This window comes from Methylocystis sp., assembly GCF_051062815.1.
In the GTDB taxonomy this organism is placed as follows: domain Bacteria; phylum Pseudomonadota; class Alphaproteobacteria; order Rhizobiales; family Beijerinckiaceae; genus Methylocystis.
The window spans coordinates 173,888-190,705 of record NZ_JBPFDU010000078.1 but is presented as its reverse complement, the minus strand read 5'-3'; the positions used below and the strand labels follow the sequence as shown (position 1 = coordinate 190,705).

General features: G+C 61.9%; 15 protein-coding genes. 4 read left to right on the top strand and 11 right to left on the bottom strand.

Annotated features, from left to right (window positions below; translation table 11 throughout):
• Positions 1–3: 3 nt before the first annotated feature.
• From ACR65W_RS15480 to ACR65W_RS15445, 8 genes are all read right to left on the bottom strand, one after another.
• On the bottom strand, positions 4–1,089 hold the full coding sequence (locus ACR65W_RS15480; protein ID WP_434500768.1) for a hydrogenase expression protein HypE: 1,086 nt from the start codon (positions 1,087–1,089) through the stop codon (positions 4–6).
• Positions 1,090–1,615: 526 nt separating this feature from the next.
• Complete coding sequence (locus tag ACR65W_RS15475; RefSeq protein WP_434500766.1) at positions 1,616–3,982, bottom strand: alginate export family protein; 2,367 nt, start codon at positions 3,980–3,982, stop codon at positions 1,616–1,618.
• Positions 3,983–4,571: 589 nt separating this feature from the next.
• The gene (gene tam / locus ACR65W_RS15470; protein ID WP_434500765.1) at positions 4,572–5,384 is read right to left on the bottom strand and encodes a trans-aconitate 2-methyltransferase; all 813 of its coding nucleotides are present in this window, start codon (positions 5,382–5,384) and stop codon (positions 4,572–4,574) included.
• Complete coding sequence (locus ACR65W_RS15465; protein WP_434500820.1) at positions 5,381–6,451, bottom strand: sulfate/molybdate ABC transporter ATP-binding protein; 1,071 nt, start codon at positions 6,449–6,451, stop codon at positions 5,381–5,383. The genes tam and ACR65W_RS15465 overlap by 4 nt, the downstream gene beginning before the upstream one ends.
• A 22-nt stretch (positions 6,452–6,473) precedes the next feature.
• Positions 6,474–7,364: a sulfate ABC transporter permease subunit CysW gene (gene cysW, locus ACR65W_RS15460; protein WP_434500764.1), complete on the bottom strand. Its 891-nt coding sequence runs from the start codon at positions 7,362–7,364 to the stop codon at positions 6,474–6,476.
• Positions 7,357–8,220, bottom strand: coding sequence for a sulfate ABC transporter permease subunit CysT (cysT, locus tag ACR65W_RS15455; protein WP_434500763.1), 864 nt, complete (start codon positions 8,218–8,220; stop codon positions 7,357–7,359). The genes cysW and cysT overlap by 8 nt, the downstream gene beginning before the upstream one ends.
• On the bottom strand, positions 8,217–9,191 hold the full coding sequence (locus ACR65W_RS15450) for a sulfate ABC transporter substrate-binding protein (RefSeq protein WP_434500819.1): 975 nt from the start codon (positions 9,189–9,191) through the stop codon (positions 8,217–8,219). The genes cysT and ACR65W_RS15450 overlap by 4 nt, the downstream gene beginning before the upstream one ends.
• A 197-nt stretch (positions 9,192–9,388) precedes the next feature.
• A complete protein-coding gene (locus ACR65W_RS15445) occupies positions 9,389–10,372 on the bottom strand; it encodes a beta-ketoacyl-ACP synthase III (RefSeq protein ID WP_434500761.1) in 984 nt (327 codons plus the stop codon).
• A gap of 351 nt (positions 10,373–10,723) precedes the next feature.
• On the opposite strand from ACR65W_RS15445, the gene rimO reads away from it, so the two are divergent.
• Both rimO and ACR65W_RS15435 read left to right on the top strand, forming a co-directional pair.
• Positions 10,724–12,073 (top strand): 30S ribosomal protein S12 methylthiotransferase RimO, encoded by a 1,350-nt coding sequence (rimO, locus tag ACR65W_RS15440; RefSeq protein WP_434500760.1) that lies wholly within the window; start codon positions 10,724–10,726, stop codon positions 12,071–12,073.
• Between the two features lie 47 nt (positions 12,074–12,120).
• Positions 12,121–12,453: a hypothetical protein gene (locus ACR65W_RS15435; RefSeq protein WP_434500759.1), complete on the top strand. Its 333-nt coding sequence runs from the start codon at positions 12,121–12,123 to the stop codon at positions 12,451–12,453.
• Positions 12,454–12,525: 72 nt separating this feature from the next.
• On the opposite strand, the gene ACR65W_RS15430 is transcribed toward ACR65W_RS15435, so the two are convergent.
• The 3 genes from ACR65W_RS15430 to ACR65W_RS15420 are packed head-to-tail and all read right to left on the bottom strand — an operon-like array spanning position 12,526 to position 14,820.
• Positions 12,526–13,134 (bottom strand): nicotinate-nucleotide adenylyltransferase, encoded by a 609-nt coding sequence (locus ACR65W_RS15430; RefSeq protein WP_434500758.1) that lies wholly within the window; start codon positions 13,132–13,134, stop codon positions 12,526–12,528.
• Positions 13,135–13,175: 41 nt separating this feature from the next.
• Positions 13,176–13,490: a HigA family addiction module antitoxin gene (locus ACR65W_RS15425; protein ID WP_434500757.1), complete on the bottom strand. Its 315-nt coding sequence runs from the start codon at positions 13,488–13,490 to the stop codon at positions 13,176–13,178.
• Positions 13,491–13,515: 25 nt separating this feature from the next.
• Entirely contained in the window at positions 13,516–14,820 is a 1,305-nt protein-coding gene (locus tag ACR65W_RS15420) for a glutamate-5-semialdehyde dehydrogenase (protein ID WP_434500756.1), read from the bottom strand.
• Positions 14,821–14,933: 113 nt separating this feature from the next.
• On the opposite strand from ACR65W_RS15420, the gene ACR65W_RS15415 reads away from it, so the two are divergent.
• Positions 14,934–15,665, top strand: coding sequence for a class I SAM-dependent methyltransferase (locus ACR65W_RS15415; RefSeq protein WP_434502791.1), 732 nt, complete (start codon positions 14,934–14,936; stop codon positions 15,663–15,665).
• Positions 15,666–15,913: 248 nt separating this feature from the next.
• The gene (locus tag ACR65W_RS15410) at positions 15,914–16,816 is read left to right on the top strand and encodes an EamA family transporter (RefSeq protein WP_434502789.1); all 903 of its coding nucleotides are present in this window, start codon (positions 15,914–15,916) and stop codon (positions 16,814–16,816) included.
• The last annotated feature ends 2 nt before the right edge of the window (positions 16,817–16,818 follow it).

Sequence of the window (16,818 nt, the reverse complement as noted above, 5' to 3'; positions counted from 1 at the left end):
ACTTTAGAGTGGATGAGTCTTGTTCGGCCGATCAGGATCGTACCCGGTGGTGTAGGACGGCTCCTTATTGCGCCACTTCGGCTCCTTGTTGAGCGTGTGATTGGTGATTTTCCGCAAATTGCGGATCAGCACGCCATAGGGCTTGATGAGAACCGATGAGATGCGGGCGCCGGGCGGTTCGTCCATGAACGGCATGAACTTGTCGGGAAAGCCCGGCATGGTGCAGCCGATGCAGATTCCGCCGACATTTGGGCAACCGCCAAGACCCGCGATCCAACCCCGCTTGGGCACGTTGCATTGAACAACCGGGCCCCAGCATCCGATCTTCACCAGGCACTTCCGCGAGCCATACTCTTGCGCGAAATCGGCCTCTTCGTAGTAAGCGGCGCGGTCGCATCCCTCATGAACTGTGGGACCAAACAGCCAGCGCGGGCGGCCGTGTCCGTCGACGGGAATCATCGGCGCCAGACCGGCGAGCTGGCGCAGCAGGTAGAGGAATGTCTCCATGAAATTGTCGGGCTGGACAGGACAGCCTGGAACGTTGACGATCGGGAGACCGGCTTTTGATTTCCACTCGGCGCCCAGATAGTCCTGAAGGCCCATGCAACCGGTTGGATTGCCTTTCATCGCGTGGATGCCGCCAAATGTCGCGCATGTTCCGGCGCCAATTACGGCAAGCGCCTTTGGCGCTAATCGGTCGATCCATTCAGTGGTTCTAATCGGCTGGCCTGTCGCCGCATCCGTGCCAACTGCCGCCCAATAGCCATCGCCGCTGAGCTTCTCGTTCGGGATGGAGCCTTCGACCACAAGCACGAAGTTTTCGAGTTCGCCCCGCGCGCCTTGATGGAACGCCTTCATGAAGTCATCGCCCACTTCGTAGGAGAGCACTGCATTGTGCAAGCGCACCTTCGGTAGTCCGGGGATCGCTCCGAGAATGACGTCTTCTATGCTCGGTTCGCTGGCGGCGGTGATTGAGACCGAGTCGCCGTCGCAACCCAGTCCCGCCGTAAGCCAGAGCACATCAAGCTCTTCGATTGTGGATGGAGGCCGTTCTTGTCCTTTGGGAACTGGATTGGGGTCTGGAGCCATCGGTCAATCCTTTCACCAAAAGACGTGGCGACGGAAAGTTTCCAACCGTAGCGAACCTGCTCAGCTTTCGCTTTTTTTGGCTGCGAACAACGCAACCACGCCAACGCGCAGCGGCGGCGTACAGCCTGTCACGGCCGAAGAAAAACTCTGGAACTTGAGAAATGTTCCTAGGAAGGAACAAAATGCACAGCTCGTATGCTCTCCAGAGCCTGGCAGCGAATTTCAATTTTGACGCGACGGTTCGATCACCGCATGTCAGGGTCCGCTGCGGTCAAATGCTTGCCAAGGATTCATTACCTATCAGGAGTCTCGCGAAGACAATGTTCCACAGTCGAATAACGCCACCCAAATTCAAGGCGGTGAAGCTCTTGAACAGCGGCAAGACGGCTGTCATCGGGTTCTCGGGGCAGTTCCCGGCCAAATGAATTTGAAGGCGAGAGCGTAACTGAAGCGGCCCTGTAAGCGTAATTCAGAAGCGAACTGGCGCTGCCTTAACTGACGCAGCGCCTCGCACTTTAGCTTGAGCCTATTTCGCTTCTGCGATGCTGATGAGATCGAAGTGACGGTTGACGCCGGCGTGGACGAGATTGCCATTGAAGCGCGTCGAGCTTGTCGCGCCGTAAGCGTAAAAGCCTGTCGACTGGGCCGCGTAATTGAACCCTTCAGCGGCCCCGAGATCGTAGCGAAGATAGTCGATCTTGACGCTCCAGTCGGGCGTAAACATCCATTCGGCGCCGCCGCCCGCCGTCCAGCCGATCAAGCTGTCCTGATAGACGGGATTGACGAGCGTCTGGTTCGTGCCGCCAATTCTTCGGGTGAAGATCGCGGCGTTGGAGATGACGCCGCCATAGGCCATGCCGCCCGTGCCATAGACGGCGAGCGTCGGGGTGACGAGATAGCCCAATCGGCCGCGGATCGTTCCCAGATAATTGAGAGTCGCGGTGTGCTGCGCATAAGTGGCGAAACTATTGCCGCCCCCCTGCGCGAGGGTCGCTTGCCACCGCGTGTCGGTGTTGCCGGAAACGCCGTGCAGATCCGCCTCGGCGCCGGCCAAGAAGCTGTCGAGGAACTTCCAATTGGCGCCAATCTGGAATCCGCCGATGAAGCCGGCGAGATGGTTCGTCTGGTCGAGCGGCGTCGCGCTGGCGGCCACGGCTGGACTCGCGGCGGCGGCGCCGAAGGGCCAGGGCTGCACGATCGACCGCGGGCTCGACCACGCCCCACCGCCATTGAGGCCGACGTAGACGTCAGACCAGCTTGGCGGCGGCGCAGGCGGCGGCGGAGGCCCTTCAGGCGAGAAGAGAGCGAGAAAATCCGAGCTTGGCGGCTTTGTGATCTGATTGCCATCGCCAAAGGCGTTGGCTGAGACTTCCAGATAGAAGAAGTCGGTCGGGCGCCCGGTCAGACCATTCGTGGTCGTGCTCTGCCCGGAAAAGGATTGCGGGAAGAACGGCTGCAGCGCGACCGGCGGCGCGAAGCTCGAGGTAAAGGAGCCCGGCCAGAACCGCGCGTAGCTCGCCGTCAAATTGATGAACTGATTCAGTTTGTAGCGGATGCGCAGATCATATTCCGTGCCGATGAACGTGCCTCTGTTGCCGAGCGGCGCAAAGAGATTAGCCCGGTCCCAGGCCGCCGCCGCGCTCGCCAGCCAATAGGCGCTAAACGCCGTATCGATCCGGAGATCTTTGAAAGGCGAAAACTCCAAGCGCGCCTTGGGCGCCTTGATATTATTCCAGGCGATATAGTCGTTGCGTGAAAATGGCTGGTTGAAGCCATAGAAGATGTCGAATGTCTGATTGGCGCTGTCGTATGGACTCTTGTTACCTGTGCCATAGGCGTAGTTGGCGCTGATCCGCGGCTTCCACGGATGCTCTGAAAATGTGTAGCCAGCCTCGAATGCATAGGCGATGGCGTCGTGCTGGACGGTCGTTTGAATGGCGTTGCGACGCGCGCCGAGATCGCGGAATTCGCCGGTTTCGCCAAACTGCTTGTTGATGTCGACGTCGTAATCGAAGTCGCCGAGCACGCCATAGACTCGCAGGCCAGGCGCGTATGTGTCGCGATGAAACTTCCGCGCGTTCGAGACGTTGAGCGGATCTCCATATTGCTTGCGGCCCAAAAAATAAGGCTGGATCGTCGCATATTCCGACCAGCGCCGGATGCTAAACACGCTGCCGTAGATCCAGTTCTGCCAGTCAGGTCGGTCGAACTGATAGGGATAACGAATAACCGGCCGCATCAGGAAACTGTCAATGTCCCAATCATTATCCTTCTTGCCGATTTTGATCCGGAAGCCGTCGAACGTATTCGTGGTGTTGCGGAACTCATTCTGGGCGATCAGGCGGCGATCGAGCAGCTCGAAGTGGAAGCGTCCGGCGCGAAGGGTCAGCGGACGATCATTGCCGAGATCGTCCTTGCCGAAGGCGTCCTTGAAAAAGAGTTCGCCGTAGCCCGAAATGACCTCCGTCTGATTGATCTCCTGGCCCTGATATTCATAGATGCTGTTGTAGGCGCGTGAGTCCTGAAATTCGACAACGAAACGGAAGGGATCGAGGATGTTCTGCACGCCCAGATAGGCCCGCGTGCGCGACAGCCAAAGCGAATTGGGGAAATACTTGCGCTGCGACGTCGGCGGATTGGTTGTCGTGTTCGTCCAAGGTCGATAGTCGTCCTTGCGATATTCAAAACGCACGCGCGAATCGAGACCGACGTTCAGCCAGTCGACGCCTTCGAATTCCTTGTAGGTCTTCGCCAGATTGCGCACATAGGGAGGAATGTCGGGCTGCGGCTCCAAACGATAGCCGCGGGTCGGCACGTAATAGCTCTTCTTCACCAGCGGGGCGGTCGGCGCCGCAGGACCCGCCGCGACCTTAGGATCGGTCTTCGTTTTCACTGACCCTTTTTCCGACGCGGCTGCTTTTGCGCCGCCATCCGACTGACCCCCTTTTTCCGAAACTTCCTTAGAGGGCGCTTTGTCTTCGGCGCCCGCAATTTCGGGAACGCTAAGGGCAGCGCCGACAACGGCGCCAAACGCGGCTAACCTCAACTTCTTTCTGCTTTTGCTTGTCGACATCGACTTTTGTCCCGTATCGCTTAACCCAACTCCGGTTGACGCGTTTTGAACGACGTACCGATATGTAAATCGTATACATATCGGTATGCCGTCACGGTTGAGCTGTTAAGCTCATGTTTTAGTCAATTCGATTTTTCGACTTGCGCTGTTGCGAAATAGCCACAGTAAACGCCGTAACTGCAGCCCGCGCCTTAGTTTTCGCTTCGACATTCGAGCTCTCTCTGGGCCGCCGAGGGTGCCCCTCTGCGACCGTTTTCCGTCCGCGCCGCGAGAGGCAGTAAAGCGAAACATTAGCTTTTCGTCTATCGATTTAGTAGACTACTTAGCACATTAAGCGAAAGCGTTGCGGCAATGTCACAGTTTGTCGGATTGGGCGCCGCCGTAGCGACCAGAGACCTAGACCGCCGCCCTATTTCTGCAGGGCGAAGAAGAGGCGCGGATACCGCAGAAGCACTTTGCCGTCCGGCTGGCGGGGATAGGCCTGTGCGAGCCTATCTCTGTAGCGCGTGAGAAATTCGGCGCGCTCATGTTCATCGAGCAAATCAAGAAATGGACGAAGGCCCGATCCTTCGAACCACTCGACCACGCCGTCAGGGCCGTCGAGCGGGTGGACATAGACCGTCTGCCAAATGTCGATCGTGCTGCAGAGCGGCGCGAGCAGATTGTAATATTCCTCGAGCGGACCGAGCGTCATGATCGACTTGGCGACTGGAAGCAGACGCGGCGCCCAGGGGCCATCCGCCGCCACCATGCGCATCGCCGCGTGCGAAAGCTCATGCGTATTGTTCGGCATCTGGACCGCAAGACGTCCGCCGGGCCGCAAATAACTCAAAAGCCTGGTCATCAACCCGCGATGATCGGGAAGGAAATGCAGCGCCGCATTGGCGAAGATGAGATCGGCGGGCTCCGACGGCCGCCAATGCGCGATATCCTCTTTGATAAACGTCGCCGTCGGCGTGCACGCCCGAGCGACCGATAGCATATTGTCAGATTTGTCGATTCCGATGATGTCAGCGCCGGGAAAGCTCATCGCGAGGAGCCGAGTGCTGTTTCCAGGTCCGCATCCCAGGTCAAAAACCGCTCGCGTGTCGCAATAAGGCACGTGCGCAAGCAGGTCGCGGGCGGCGCGCGTGCGCTCGGCTTCGAATTTCAGATAGAGCGCCGAATTCCAGTCGTTGGCGGCGTTCTTCGCATCGATCGCGTCAGCAGGCGCCGCGCTCAAATGCCGTCTCCGGCGTCGACATAGTCGCCATTCTCGTCGGCCGGAAAGATGCGTGCTTTCGCGAGCGAAAGCGGAACGCGGCCGCCGAGCGAAGCCGAACGTTCGAGCGGCGAGTCGATCTCAAGCGTTTGATCATAGCCGTCGATGGCGATCGTGGCGCGAACGCCGGCAGGCGTGCGTCGCAGGCTCTCGACGCGTCCTTCAAGATCGCCGTTGCCTTCAGCCGTGACGGCGATGTCCGCCGGGCGAAAGAAGACTCTCGCCGGCCCGCTACGCAAGCCGTGGGTGTCGATGTGCAATTCGCGGCCGCCGAATGTAACGTGGCCGTCGGAGATGGTGACGGGCAACGCGATCGCTTCGCCAACGAAGGAGATGACGAACGGCGAAGCCGGACGATCGTAAAGTTCTTCAGGCGTGCCGATCTGTTCGATGCGGCCTTCGTTGAGCACGACGACGCGATCGGCAAGCTCCATCGCTTCATCCTGATCATGCGTGACGAAGACCGTCGTCAATCCTGTTTGCTTATGGATGTCACGCAGCCAGCGACGCAAATCCTTGCGCACGCGCGCGTCAAGCGCGCCAAATGGCTCGTCCAGCAGCAGCACGCGCGGCTCAATGGCGAGCGCGCGCGCCAGCGCGACGCGCTGGCGCTGCCCGCCGGAGAGCTGCGCCGGATAGCGGCCGCCAAGCCCGTCGAGCTGCACGAACTGCAGAAGCTCCGTCACGCGCGCCTTGATCGCCGCCCGCGAGGGACGCGTGCGCCTGGGGCGAACTCTCAGACCGTAGCCGATATTGTTGGCGACGGTCATATGTTTGAAGAGCGCATAGTTCTGAAAAACCATGCCGACTTGGCGGTCCTGCACCGGGAGATTGGTCGCATTCTCGCCGTCGAAGAGGATCCGGCCGCGATCGGGAGAATTGAGGCCCGCGATCACGCGCAGCAGCGTCGTCTTGCCCGAGCCCGAGGGTCCGAGCAGCGCGACGAGTTCGCCAGGCTGAATGTGAAGGCTGACGTCGCGCAAGGCCGGAAAGGCGCCGAAATCCTGCTCGACTCCCTCGATGCGAATGGACGTTCCGCGCTTGCTTCCTTCAGTGGCGGCGAGCGCGTCCGGAGAGCGCGTCGGCGTGACGCCATTCGAGGAACGTCTTGAGCCCGAGTGTGACAAGCGCCAAGCCTGCAAGAAGAACCGCGAGCGCGAAGGCGGCGACATTATTGTACTCATTGTAGAGTATCTCCACCTGAAGCGGAATTGTGTTGGTCAGGCCGCGTATGTGACCCGATACGACCGAAACGGCGCCGAACTCGCCCATGGCGCGGGCGTTACACAGCAGCACGCCGTACAGCAGGCCCCATTTGATGTTGGGCAGCGTCACGGTGAGAAAAGTCTTGAAGCCGGAGGCGCCGAGCGTGAGCGCCGCTTCCTCCTCAATCTTGCCCTGCTCCTCCATCAACGGAATGAGTTCGCGCGCAACGAAAGGAAAGGTGACGAAGATGGTCGCCAGCACGATGCCGGGCACGGCAAAGATGATCTGCACGCCGTGAGCGGCAAGCCATGGGCCGAAGAGGCCCTGGCCGCCAAACACCAGCACATAGACGAGGCCGGCGACGACCGGCGATACGGAGAACGGAAGATCAATCAGCGTGATGAGAACGCTCTTGCCGGGAAAGGAAAATTTGGCGATCGACCAGGACGCCGCGAGTCCGAACACAAGATTCGCCGGCACGGCGATCGCCGCGACAAGAAGCGTCAGACGGATCGCGGCGCGCGCGTCTGGATCGTCGAACCCCGCAAGAAAGGGGCCGATCCCTTTGCTGAAGGCTTCAACGAAGACGATTGCAAGCGGCGCCAAAAGAAAGATGGCGAGAAACAGCACCGCGGTCGCAATAAGCGCGTAGCGCGCAAACGACGAGTCGTGCGTGACCGGACGGAGTTTGACGCCGCGATCGCGGCCGCTGGACGTGACCGCGATCTCAGACATGGCCGAATCTCCTGCGGCTCCAGGCCTGAACCAGATTGATGAGAAGCAGCGCGGCGAAGGAAATCGCCAGCATGATCGTCGCGATTCCGGTCGCGCCGGGGACATCATATTGTTCAAGCTTCACGACGATGAGCAGCGGCGCGATCTCGGAGACGTAAGCGATATTGCCGGCGATGAAGATCACCGACCCATATTCGCCAATGGATCTGGCGAAGGCGAGCGCGAAGCCGGTGAGCAGCGCCGGCGCCAGGGGCGGCAGCATCACACGGATGACGGTTTGCAGCCTGCCCGCGCCAAGAGTGGCGGAGGCTTCCTCCAGTTCCGCTTCGAGCTCGGAAATAATGGGCTGCACCGTGCGCACGACGAACGGCAGTCCGATGAAGATGAGCGCGACCAGAATGCCCCAGCGGGTGTAAGCGACCTTGATGTCGTAGTCGGCGAGCGGCGCGCCAAACCAACCATTCGGCGAATAGAGCGCCGCAAGCGAAATGCCGGCCACGGCCGTCGGCAGCGCAAAAGGCAGATCGACGAATGCGTCGAGCAGTCGACGGCCGGGAAAATCGTAGCGGGTGAGCACCCAGGCGACGATGAGGCCAAAGAACAAGTCGACGACCGCCGCCGCGAAGGAAATGAAGAATGTCGTGCGCAGCGACGCGGCGACGCGCGGCTCCGCGGCGATCGCATAGAGGCCGGAAAATCCTAGTCCCGATGACTGCCAGATGAGCGTGGCGAGCGGAAAGAGAACAATGAGGCCAAGATAGATCAGCGTACAGCCGAAGGTCAGGCCGAAGCCTGGAATGACGCTCGGCGCCGTGAAGCGCCGAGCGTTTTTGCCGACAAGGCTCGGGGAGGTCACCTTGTCAGCTCTTGTTTCTGAATTTCATCGAAAATACCGCCGTCGGCGAAGTGTTTCTTTTGCGCCGCCGCCCAGCCGCCGAAACTTTTATCCACGGTGATGAAGTCAATCTTGGCGAATTTCTTTACGTCGTCCTTCGCCGCATATTCGGGATGAACGGGACGATAGAAATGGCGTGCGATGATCGCCTGCGCCGGCGGCGAATAGAGGAAGTCGAGATAGGCTTCCGCGAGCTGCCTGTTGCCTTTGGCGTCGGCGTTGGCGTCGACGACCGCGACTGGCGGCTCGGCCAGAATGGACTGCGGCGGAGTCACGATCTCGAACTTGTCAGCGCCGAATTCCTTGAGCGCAAGGAAAGCTTCGTTCTCCCATGCGAGGAGCACGTCGCCGATGCCGCGCTGGGCGAAGGTGATCGTCGAGCCTCGCGCGCCTGTGTCCATGACCGGGGCGTTCTTATAGATCGCCTTGACGAAATCTTTGGTCTTGGCTTCGTCGCCGCCGAACTTCTTCAGCCCATAGCCCCAGGCCGCAAGATAATTCCAACGCGCGCCGCCGGACGTCTTGGGGTTTGGCGTGATCACCGCGACGCCGGGCTTGGCCAGATCGTCCCAATCCTTGACGGCTTTCGGATTGCCCTTGCGGACGAGAAACACGATCGTCGACGTATAGGGCGACGAGTTATTCGGTCGGCGCTTTTGCCAATCGACCGGAATCTTGCCGCTCTTGCTGGCGATCGCGTCGATGTCGGCGGCGAGCGCCAGCGTCACGACATCAGCGTTCAGCCCCTCGATCACGGCGCGCGCCTGCGCGCCCGAGCCGCCATGCGACGCTTGAATTTCGATCGTTTCGCCGGTCCGGGCTTTCCAGTCCGCCGCGAAAGCGGGGTTGATCGCCTTGTAGAGTTCGCGCGTCGGGTCATAGGAGACGTTCAGGAACGTCTGTCCCGCTTGAGAATGCGCGCTCGCCAGCATCGTGAGGGCGACCAAGCCCCCTAAAATTCCCAGACCAAGACTCTTCTGCAAATTCTCGCTCATGGTGACGCCTCTCCAATAGTCTATAAAAACGGTAGCATGAGTAGATTGATGGAGCAAGGCGAAAAAGGCCCGCGTCAAGCTGGCCTGTTTGGCGTCAATGAAGTTTGGAGTTGGACGGCCGCGAAAGGAAACGCCTACCAGCGCAGCACTGCGCCGCCCCAGGTCATTCCCGCGCCGATCGCCATCATCGCGATGACGTCGCCCTTTTTCAGCTTTCCGGCGCGATTGGCCTCATCGAGCGTAATCGGCATCGAGGCGCTCGACGTATTGCCGTAGCGGTCAATGTTAATCCAGCATTTCTCGAACGGAACGCCGAGATTCTGCATTGCGGACTCGATGATGCGCTTGTTGGCCTGGTGGGCGATCACGTGATTGACGTCGGCTGCGGTCAGACCGGCGGCTTCAAGCGTGTCGCCGACCACTTCAGGCAACAGGCGCGTCGCCACCTTATAGACCTCGCGCCCGCGCATCTTGATTTTGCCGGCCTTGTCTTCGAGCATTTCGGCGGAAGGCGGGCGACGGCTGCCGCCGCCATAGATGCCGAGAATCCCTGTCATTGAACCGTCCGTGCGCAGGCTCGCGGCGAGCAGGCCGCGCCCTTCCTCTTCGCTGGCGCCGAGCAAAATTGCGCCCGCGGCGTCGCCAAACAGCACGCATGTCTCGCGATTGGTCCAGTCGACGAAGCGGCTGAGAGTCTCGGCGCCAATCACCAGCGCGCGCTTCACCTTGCCGCTTTTGATGAACTGGTCGGCGATAGACAGCCCGTAAAGAGAGCCGGCGCATGCCGCGCCGACGTCGAAAGCGAAGGCGTTTCTCGCGCCGAGCTGCGCCTGAACAAACGACGCGCAGGACGGCGTCGGCGCATCGCCTGTCACTGTGCACACGACGATCATGTCGACGTCGTCCGGCTTTACGCCAGCGAACTGCAGCGCCTCGCGCCCTGCAGCCGCGGCCAGATCCGATGTGGCCTCATGATCTGCGGCCACCCGGCGCTCTTTGATGCCGGTGCGGCTGACGATCCACTCATTGTTCGTCCTGACGATTTTTTCGAGGTCGGCATTGGAGATGACGCGCTGCGGCGCATAAGACCCAGTTCCGAGAACTATGGAATTCGTCAAGACGTGGCGCTTCCTTCTGAGACGGCGTGGCTAAAGCTCGTAGCGAGGCGCTATTCATTAAGAGCGGCTCAGGCCGAGCGCAAATTTTTCTTTTTGAGCTCCGGCAAGGGCCCTCATCGTCGCTGACTTATTGGCTTTTTTGCGCCTGCCGCCGAAAACTCTCCCAGAACAAGGCCCTCAACGCCTTCTTAAAGCGCGCGCAATTAGACCAACTCGGGGCTCGTCGGAGTTGCGTTTATGGTCCACGCGATCATCTTCGCCGCCGTCGCGCTCTTCGCTCTCATTGGCGCGCTGACAGCGTAACGCCGAGCCCGCGATTGCAAAGTCCGCCGCCGCATGGCAAGGGGCGCCATGCAGGAACAACAGAGGCCGCTGAGCGCCGCCCCGCGCGTCTCCTTCGTCTCGCTCGGCTGTCCGAAGGCCCTCGTCGATAGCGAACGGATCATCACGCGGCTGCGCGCCGAAGGCTACGAGCTCTCGCGCAGCCACGCCGGCGCCGACGTCGTCATCGTCAACACATGCGGCTTCCTCGATAGCGCCAAGGCGGAGTCGCTCGAAGCGATTGGCGCCGCGCTGAATGAAAACGGCAAGGTGATCGTCACCGGCTGCATGGGCGCGGAACCCGAAGCGATCGCTGAACGCTTTCCACAAGTGCTGGCGATCACCGGCCCGCAGCAGTACGAGAGCGTCGTCGATGCGGTGCATCGCGCCGCCGCGCCCGCGCATGACCCGTTTGTCGATCTTCTCCCCGAACAAGGCGTGAAGCTCACGCCGCGCCACTACGCCTATCTGAAAATCTCGGAAGGCTGCGACAACAGCTGCTCCTTCTGCATCATCCCGCATTTGCGCGGGCCGCTCGTCTCGCGGCCGGCCGCCGATGTGCTACGCGAAGCGGAAAAGCTGGCGCGCGCCGGCGTCAAGGAGCTGCTCGTCATTTCGCAGGACACGAGCGCCTACGGCCGCGACATTCGCTACGCCGAGAGCATGTTCGGCGACCGTAGCGTGCGCGCGCGCTTTCTCGATCTGGCGCGCGAACTTGGCGATCTCGGCCTTTGGGTCCGCCTGCACTACGTCTATCCCTATCCTCATGTCGACGAGGTCGTGCCTTTGATGGCGGGGGGGAAAATTCTTCCCTATCTCGACATTCCTTTTCAGCATGCCGCGCCGAACGTGCTGAAGGCCATGAAACGCCCCGCGAATGAGGAAAAGACCCTGGCGCGCATTCGAGCCTGGCGCGAGGCGTGTCCCGACCTCGCGCTGCGCTCGACGTTCATCGTCGGCTTCCCCGGCGAGACCGACGCGGATTTCGATTATCTTCTCGATTGGCTGGAGGAGGCCGAGATCGACCGCGCTGGCGCCTTCAAATATGAGCCCGTCGCCGGCGCGCCGGCCGAGGCGCTTGGCCTACCCGCCGTTCCCGACGACGTGAAGGAGACGCGCTGGAAGCGCTTTATGGAAAAGCAGCAGGCGATCAGCGCGCGGCTGATGAAGCGCAAGATCGGCAAGCGCCTTTCCGTCATCATCGACGAGCCGGGCGGCGGACCATCGGGCGCGCTCGCCAAGGGCCGCACCAAGGCCGACGCGCCGCAGATCGACGGCGCAGCCTTTGTCGCATCGCGGCGCCCGTTGCGCGTGGGTGACATTGTCACGGCGAAAATCGAGCGCGCGGAGGCATATGACGTCTATGGCGCGGCGACCTAAAGCAGCCCTATATTGGGGCCAAGGATAGAATCTCGGGAGAGAAGCCCATGACCGAAGAACCCCACGACGAGGGCAAGCCTCAGAATGAGCCGCAGGAAACTCCGCCGCCCAAGCCTGAAGATGCGCCGACGCAGCCGCATGTGCCGAAGATCGTGATTCCGCGCAGTCTCTACATCGCGACCGCGCTGATCGTCATCGGCTCATTCGCGATTACGCTCTTTGTGCGCAATCCCTATACGCAGTCCGTGACCGAGGGCGGCGGCTTTTACGAGCACAGCACGGACAATTCGGCTCTGATGTGGGTCGCGATCTTCGTCGGCATTCCTCTGAGCTTCTGGGCCTATAAGCGCTGGATATTGCCGCTCTTCGAGCGCAAATAGCGGGAGCGTTTCCGCCGAAGTCGACGCGGGTTTAGCGCAGAAAGTGCATCAATCAAGAAAACCGGAGCGCGTTCACGAACGCGTCCCGGCGCGCAGTTCGGTCGACGAACGCTCGAGTCTCGGCCCGTGCAGATAGACGATCGCCGGCGGCGGCGTCACGGCGAGCATGCCGGCCTCGCTCTCGGGAATCCTCGCGCTCTTGAAATAGACCGCCGCCTTGGCGTTGGCGGCTTTGAGCGTCGCGCCCGGCCGGTCGATGACGGCGATCGGCGTCGTCCGCGCAATGTCCTGCCATCGCCGCCAGCGATGAAACTGCAAAAGATTATCCGCGCCCATGATCCAGACGAAACGCACGCCTGGACAATGCGCGTGCAAAAACTCGAGCGTGTCGCAGGTGTAGTGTGCGCCGATCTCGGTTTCGAATCCGGTGAAGGCGACCCGCGGATCGCGCAGGATTTTTTTTGCGGCCGCTATTCGCGATTCGATTGACGGCAGTTGGCGCGCGTCCTTGAGCGGATTGCCGGGCGAGACGATCCACCACAGCCGATCCAGCTTCAAACGCGTCAGCGCGAGCCGCGAGACCAGCGCATGGCCTTCATGCGGTGGATCGAAAGAGCCGCCAAAGAGACCGATGCGCATGCCGGACGCGTGCGGCGGGAGGCGGACGGGGGCGGCTGTCATAGCCCGATATGCGGCGCCGGCTTGGGTTAGATCAAGCGTTCTCAGGCGGCGCGCGGCTCGATCGCGCCGAGCTCGGAGCCGATCTGCCGGCGCCGGGCCATAAGGTCATAGTCCGCCTGCAGCCCGAGAAAGAAGCCTTCCGAGATCCCGAAATATCGCGCCAGGCGCAAATCCGTGTCGGCGGTGATCGCCCGCCTGCCAAGAACGATCTCATTGATGCGGCGGGGCGGCACGCGAATGGCGCGCGCGAGCGCATTCTGGCTCAGTCGCATGGGCTTCAAAAATTCCTCGGCAAGAATTTCGCCCGGGGTCGGATTGGGCAACAGCTCAGTCATGGCACTCGACGATCGCGACATCGGACGGCCCTCCCTCGACTTCGCCCTATCCCCGCACCTGGCCGTCGCCGTAGACGCGATATTTGAAGGAGGTCAGCTGCTCGACGCCGACGGGTCCGCGCGCATGCATACGGCCCGTGGCGATGCCGATCTCGGCGCCAAAGCCGAATTCGCCGCCGTCGGCGAATTGCGTCGAGGCATTGTGCAGCACGATCGCCGAGTCGACCTCGTTCATGAAGCGCTGCGCCGCAGTGGCGTCGCGCGTGATGATGCAATCGGTGTGATGCGAGCCATAGGTCTCGATGTGATCGATCGCGCCCTCTAGCCCGTCGACGACCCGCGCCGCGATGATGGCGTCGAGATATTCGGCGCGCCAGTCGTCTTCGCGCGCCGGCTTCACGCGCGCGTCGGCGGCTTGAGAGGCTGCGTCGCCCCGCACTTCGCAGCCTGAATCGATCAGCATCGAGACGAGCGGCGCAAGGTGCGTCGTCACACAGGCCTTGTCGACGAGCAGCGTCTCCGCCGCGCCGCAGATGCCGGTGCGCCGCATCTTGGCGTTGAGCAACACGCGCCTCGCCATGTCGAGATCGGCGTCCCTATGCACGAAGACATGCACGATGCCCTCGAGATGCGCGAAAACCGGAACGCGCGCCTCATGCTGCACGCGGGCGACGAGACTCTTGCCGCCGCGCGGCACGATCACGTCGATATTGCCGTCGAGGCCCGCCAGCATCGCGCCCACGGCGGCGCGATCCGCCGTCGCGACAAGCGAGATCGCCGCTTCGGGAAGCCCTGCGGCCTTCAGCCCCGCGACGAGGCAGGCGTGAATGGCGGCCGACGAGCGCAGGCTCTCGGAGCCGCCGCGCAGGATCGCGGCGTTGCCGGCCTTGAGACACAGAGCGCCAGCGTCGGCGGTGACGTTGGGCCGGCTTTCGTAAATCACGCCGATGACGCCAAGCGGCGTCGAGACGCGCTCGATTTTCAGGCCGTTCGGGCGATCGAAACTCGCCAGAACGCGGCCGACAGGGTCCGGCAGATCGGCGATCTCCTCCAGTCCACGGGCGATCGCCTCGACGCGAGCGGGATCGAGCGTCAGCCGATCGAGGAAAGACGCCGCCGTTCCGCGCGCCTTGGCGTCGGCGACGTCGAGCGCATTGGCGGCGAGTATGGCGTTGCTCTGGCGGCGAATTTCGCCGGCGGCTGCGCGCAACGCGTCGTTCTTGGAGTCGGTGGAGGCGAGCGCCACCGCCCGCGCCGCCGCCCGCGCGGCGCGCCCCAGCGCGACAAACGAGTCGCTCAGCGTCGCGTCTGCGCCGCCTGCCTGCGGCTCGCTGCGTAATGCCTGCGTCATAGCTTTCTCACGGGATATGCTGGAGTTTCGCTAACATGGCGGCCCCGGCAAGAAAAGCCGCCCTCAAGAAAAGCCGCCCTTGCGAGGCCTGCCGCGATATGAAAAAAAGCCGCATGTCCGCGCTTCAAGAAAATCCGTTCACTGGGCCCATTGCGGCCGAATATGACGTGCTGCGGCTGATGTGTCCAAACGCCGCCACGCTCGCCAAAAAGATCGGCGACAGAGTCGCCGGGTGGCGTTCCGACGCAGGGCCGATCGATGGCTTCGAGATCGGCTGCGGAACGGGGATCAGCACGCTGGCGGCGCTCTCGGCGCGGGACGACCTGAAGCTTACCGCGATCGACAGCGCCGGCGAAATGCTCGATCAGGCGCGAACCAATCTCGCCGATTACGCCCTGGCGGGCCGCGTCGAATTTATCGAAGCGGATGCGCTGACAGCGCTGCGCGCATTGCCCGATGCGCACAGGGATGTCGTCATTTCGAATTACGCGATCCATAACTTCCCTGACGAGTACCGTAAGGCCGTGGTTTGGGAGATTTTCCGCGTCCTGAAGCCGGGCGGAATTTTCGTCAACGGCGACCGCTATGCGATGGACGACCCGGCGGCGCATCTTGCCGATACGCAAGCCGTGGTGCGGGGTTGGTTCAAGATTTTCACGAAGATGAACCGACTCGATCTGCTCGAAGACTGGATCGTGCATCTGCTCAGCGACGAATCCTCTCTGCACATCATGCATTTCGAGCCGGCGCTCGAGCAGTTGCGCGCCGCAGGCTTCGCGCCGGTTACGGTCGAATTTCGTGACGGCGTCGACACACTGGTGACGGCGGTGAAGCCCGGCGCGTAAGGCAACGCGCGCTTCTCCTTCAAGACGAGGCGCGCAACCCTCTCCCATCGGGAGAGGGTGGCCGCGAAGCGGCCGGGTGAGGGGTTGCTACGCCGTTCGTCTAATGCGGAAAAAACCAGAGACTCTTTCCCCTCACCCCGGCCCTCCGGGCCGACCCTCTCCCCTTGGGAGAGGGTTTGCCGCGCGCAAGCTCGATATCTCAGGCAACGCCAACTCCCACTCTCGCTGATCATGCGCTATAGCGCGCCATGGATCTCGCGCTTCTCGCTCTCTTCGCCTCGCTCGTCACCGCCATTTGCCAATCCGTCACCGATCTCGGCACCAAGGCCGCGACGCGAACGGCCGACGATCGCGCCATTCTCGCCGCGCAATGGTGCGCGGGCGCTGTCCTGCTGAGCTTTGCTTGCCTCGTTTACTATCCGGGCCTGCTCGGCGCGCCGCGCGAGACGCTTGTTTCGCTGACGAAGCCTGATTTCTGGACTCTGCTGGCCTGGTCAGGCGCGCTCAACGTCGTCGCCTATGTGCTGTACATCCGCGCCTTTCGACTGTCCGACGCGTCGCTGGTCGCGCCGCTCGTCCTGCTCACGCCCGTGCTGATGCTGTTCACCTCGCCGATCATGACCGGCGAGCACGCGCCGCCGATGGGCGTCTTCGGCGTGCTGTTCACCGTGCTCGGCGTCGGCTTGCTCGACGCCGACCGGGCAAACGGGCGCCGCTTCAACTTCCATGTCTTCGCGCGCGACAAAGGCGCGCGGATGATGATCGGCACCGCGTTGATCTGGAGCGTCACCGCCAACATCGACAAGCTCGGCGTCCGGTCGTCGACGCCGCTCATCTGGATCGCGGCGGTGACGATCGTCATCTCGCTCTGCGCTCTGCTCTACTGGTTTGCCGGGCGGCGCGCCGCGCCAAGCGCGTTCGATTTGCGTTACGCCATCGGCGCAGGTTCGGCGATGGCCTTCGGCAATACTTTACAGATGTGGGCGCTCACCGTGCTGTTCACGCCCTATGTCATCGCCATCAAGCGATTGTCGGCGCTCTTTACCGTGGTCGCGAGCGGACGTGTGCTGAAGGAGGAGTCGAGCGGCCGGCTGCTTGGCGCGGCGGTGATGTTGCTTGGCGCGGTGATGATCGCGCTGGCGCGGGAGTAAGA

What these genes read in the sequence shown, in the direction of transcription:
- ACR65W_RS15480 (WP_434500768.1), bottom strand. Translation starts at nt 1,089, where the DNA reads ATGGCTCCAGACCCCAATCCAGTTCCCAAAGGACAAGAACGGCCTCCA.
- cysW (WP_434500764.1), bottom strand. Translation starts at nt 7,364, where the DNA reads ATGTCTGAGATCGCGGTCACGTCCAGCGGCCGCGATCGCGGCGTCAAA.
- ACR65W_RS15450 (WP_434500819.1), bottom strand. Translation starts at nt 9,191, where the DNA reads ATGCTGGCGAGCGCGCATTCTCAAGCGGGACAGACGTTCCTGAACGTC.
- rimO (WP_434500760.1), top strand. Translation starts at nt 10,724, where the DNA reads ATGCAGGAACAACAGAGGCCGCTGAGCGCCGCCCCGCGCGTCTCCTTC.
- ACR65W_RS15435 (WP_434500759.1), top strand. Translation starts at nt 12,121, where the DNA reads ATGACCGAAGAACCCCACGACGAGGGCAAGCCTCAGAATGAGCCGCAG.
- ACR65W_RS15430 (WP_434500758.1), bottom strand. Translation starts at nt 13,134, where the DNA reads ATGACAGCCGCCCCCGTCCGCCTCCCGCCGCACGCGTCCGGCATGCGC.
- ACR65W_RS15425 (WP_434500757.1), bottom strand. Translation starts at nt 13,490, where the DNA reads ATGTCGCGATCGTCGAGTGCCATGACTGAGCTGTTGCCCAATCCGACC.
- ACR65W_RS15420 (WP_434500756.1), bottom strand. Translation starts at nt 14,820, where the DNA reads ATGACGCAGGCATTACGCAGCGAGCCGCAGGCAGGCGGCGCAGACGCG.
- ACR65W_RS15415 (WP_434502791.1), top strand. Translation starts at nt 14,934, where the DNA reads ATGTCCGCGCTTCAAGAAAATCCGTTCACTGGGCCCATTGCGGCCGAA.
- ACR65W_RS15410 (WP_434502789.1), top strand. Translation starts at nt 15,914, where the DNA reads ATGGATCTCGCGCTTCTCGCTCTCTTCGCCTCGCTCGTCACCGCCATT.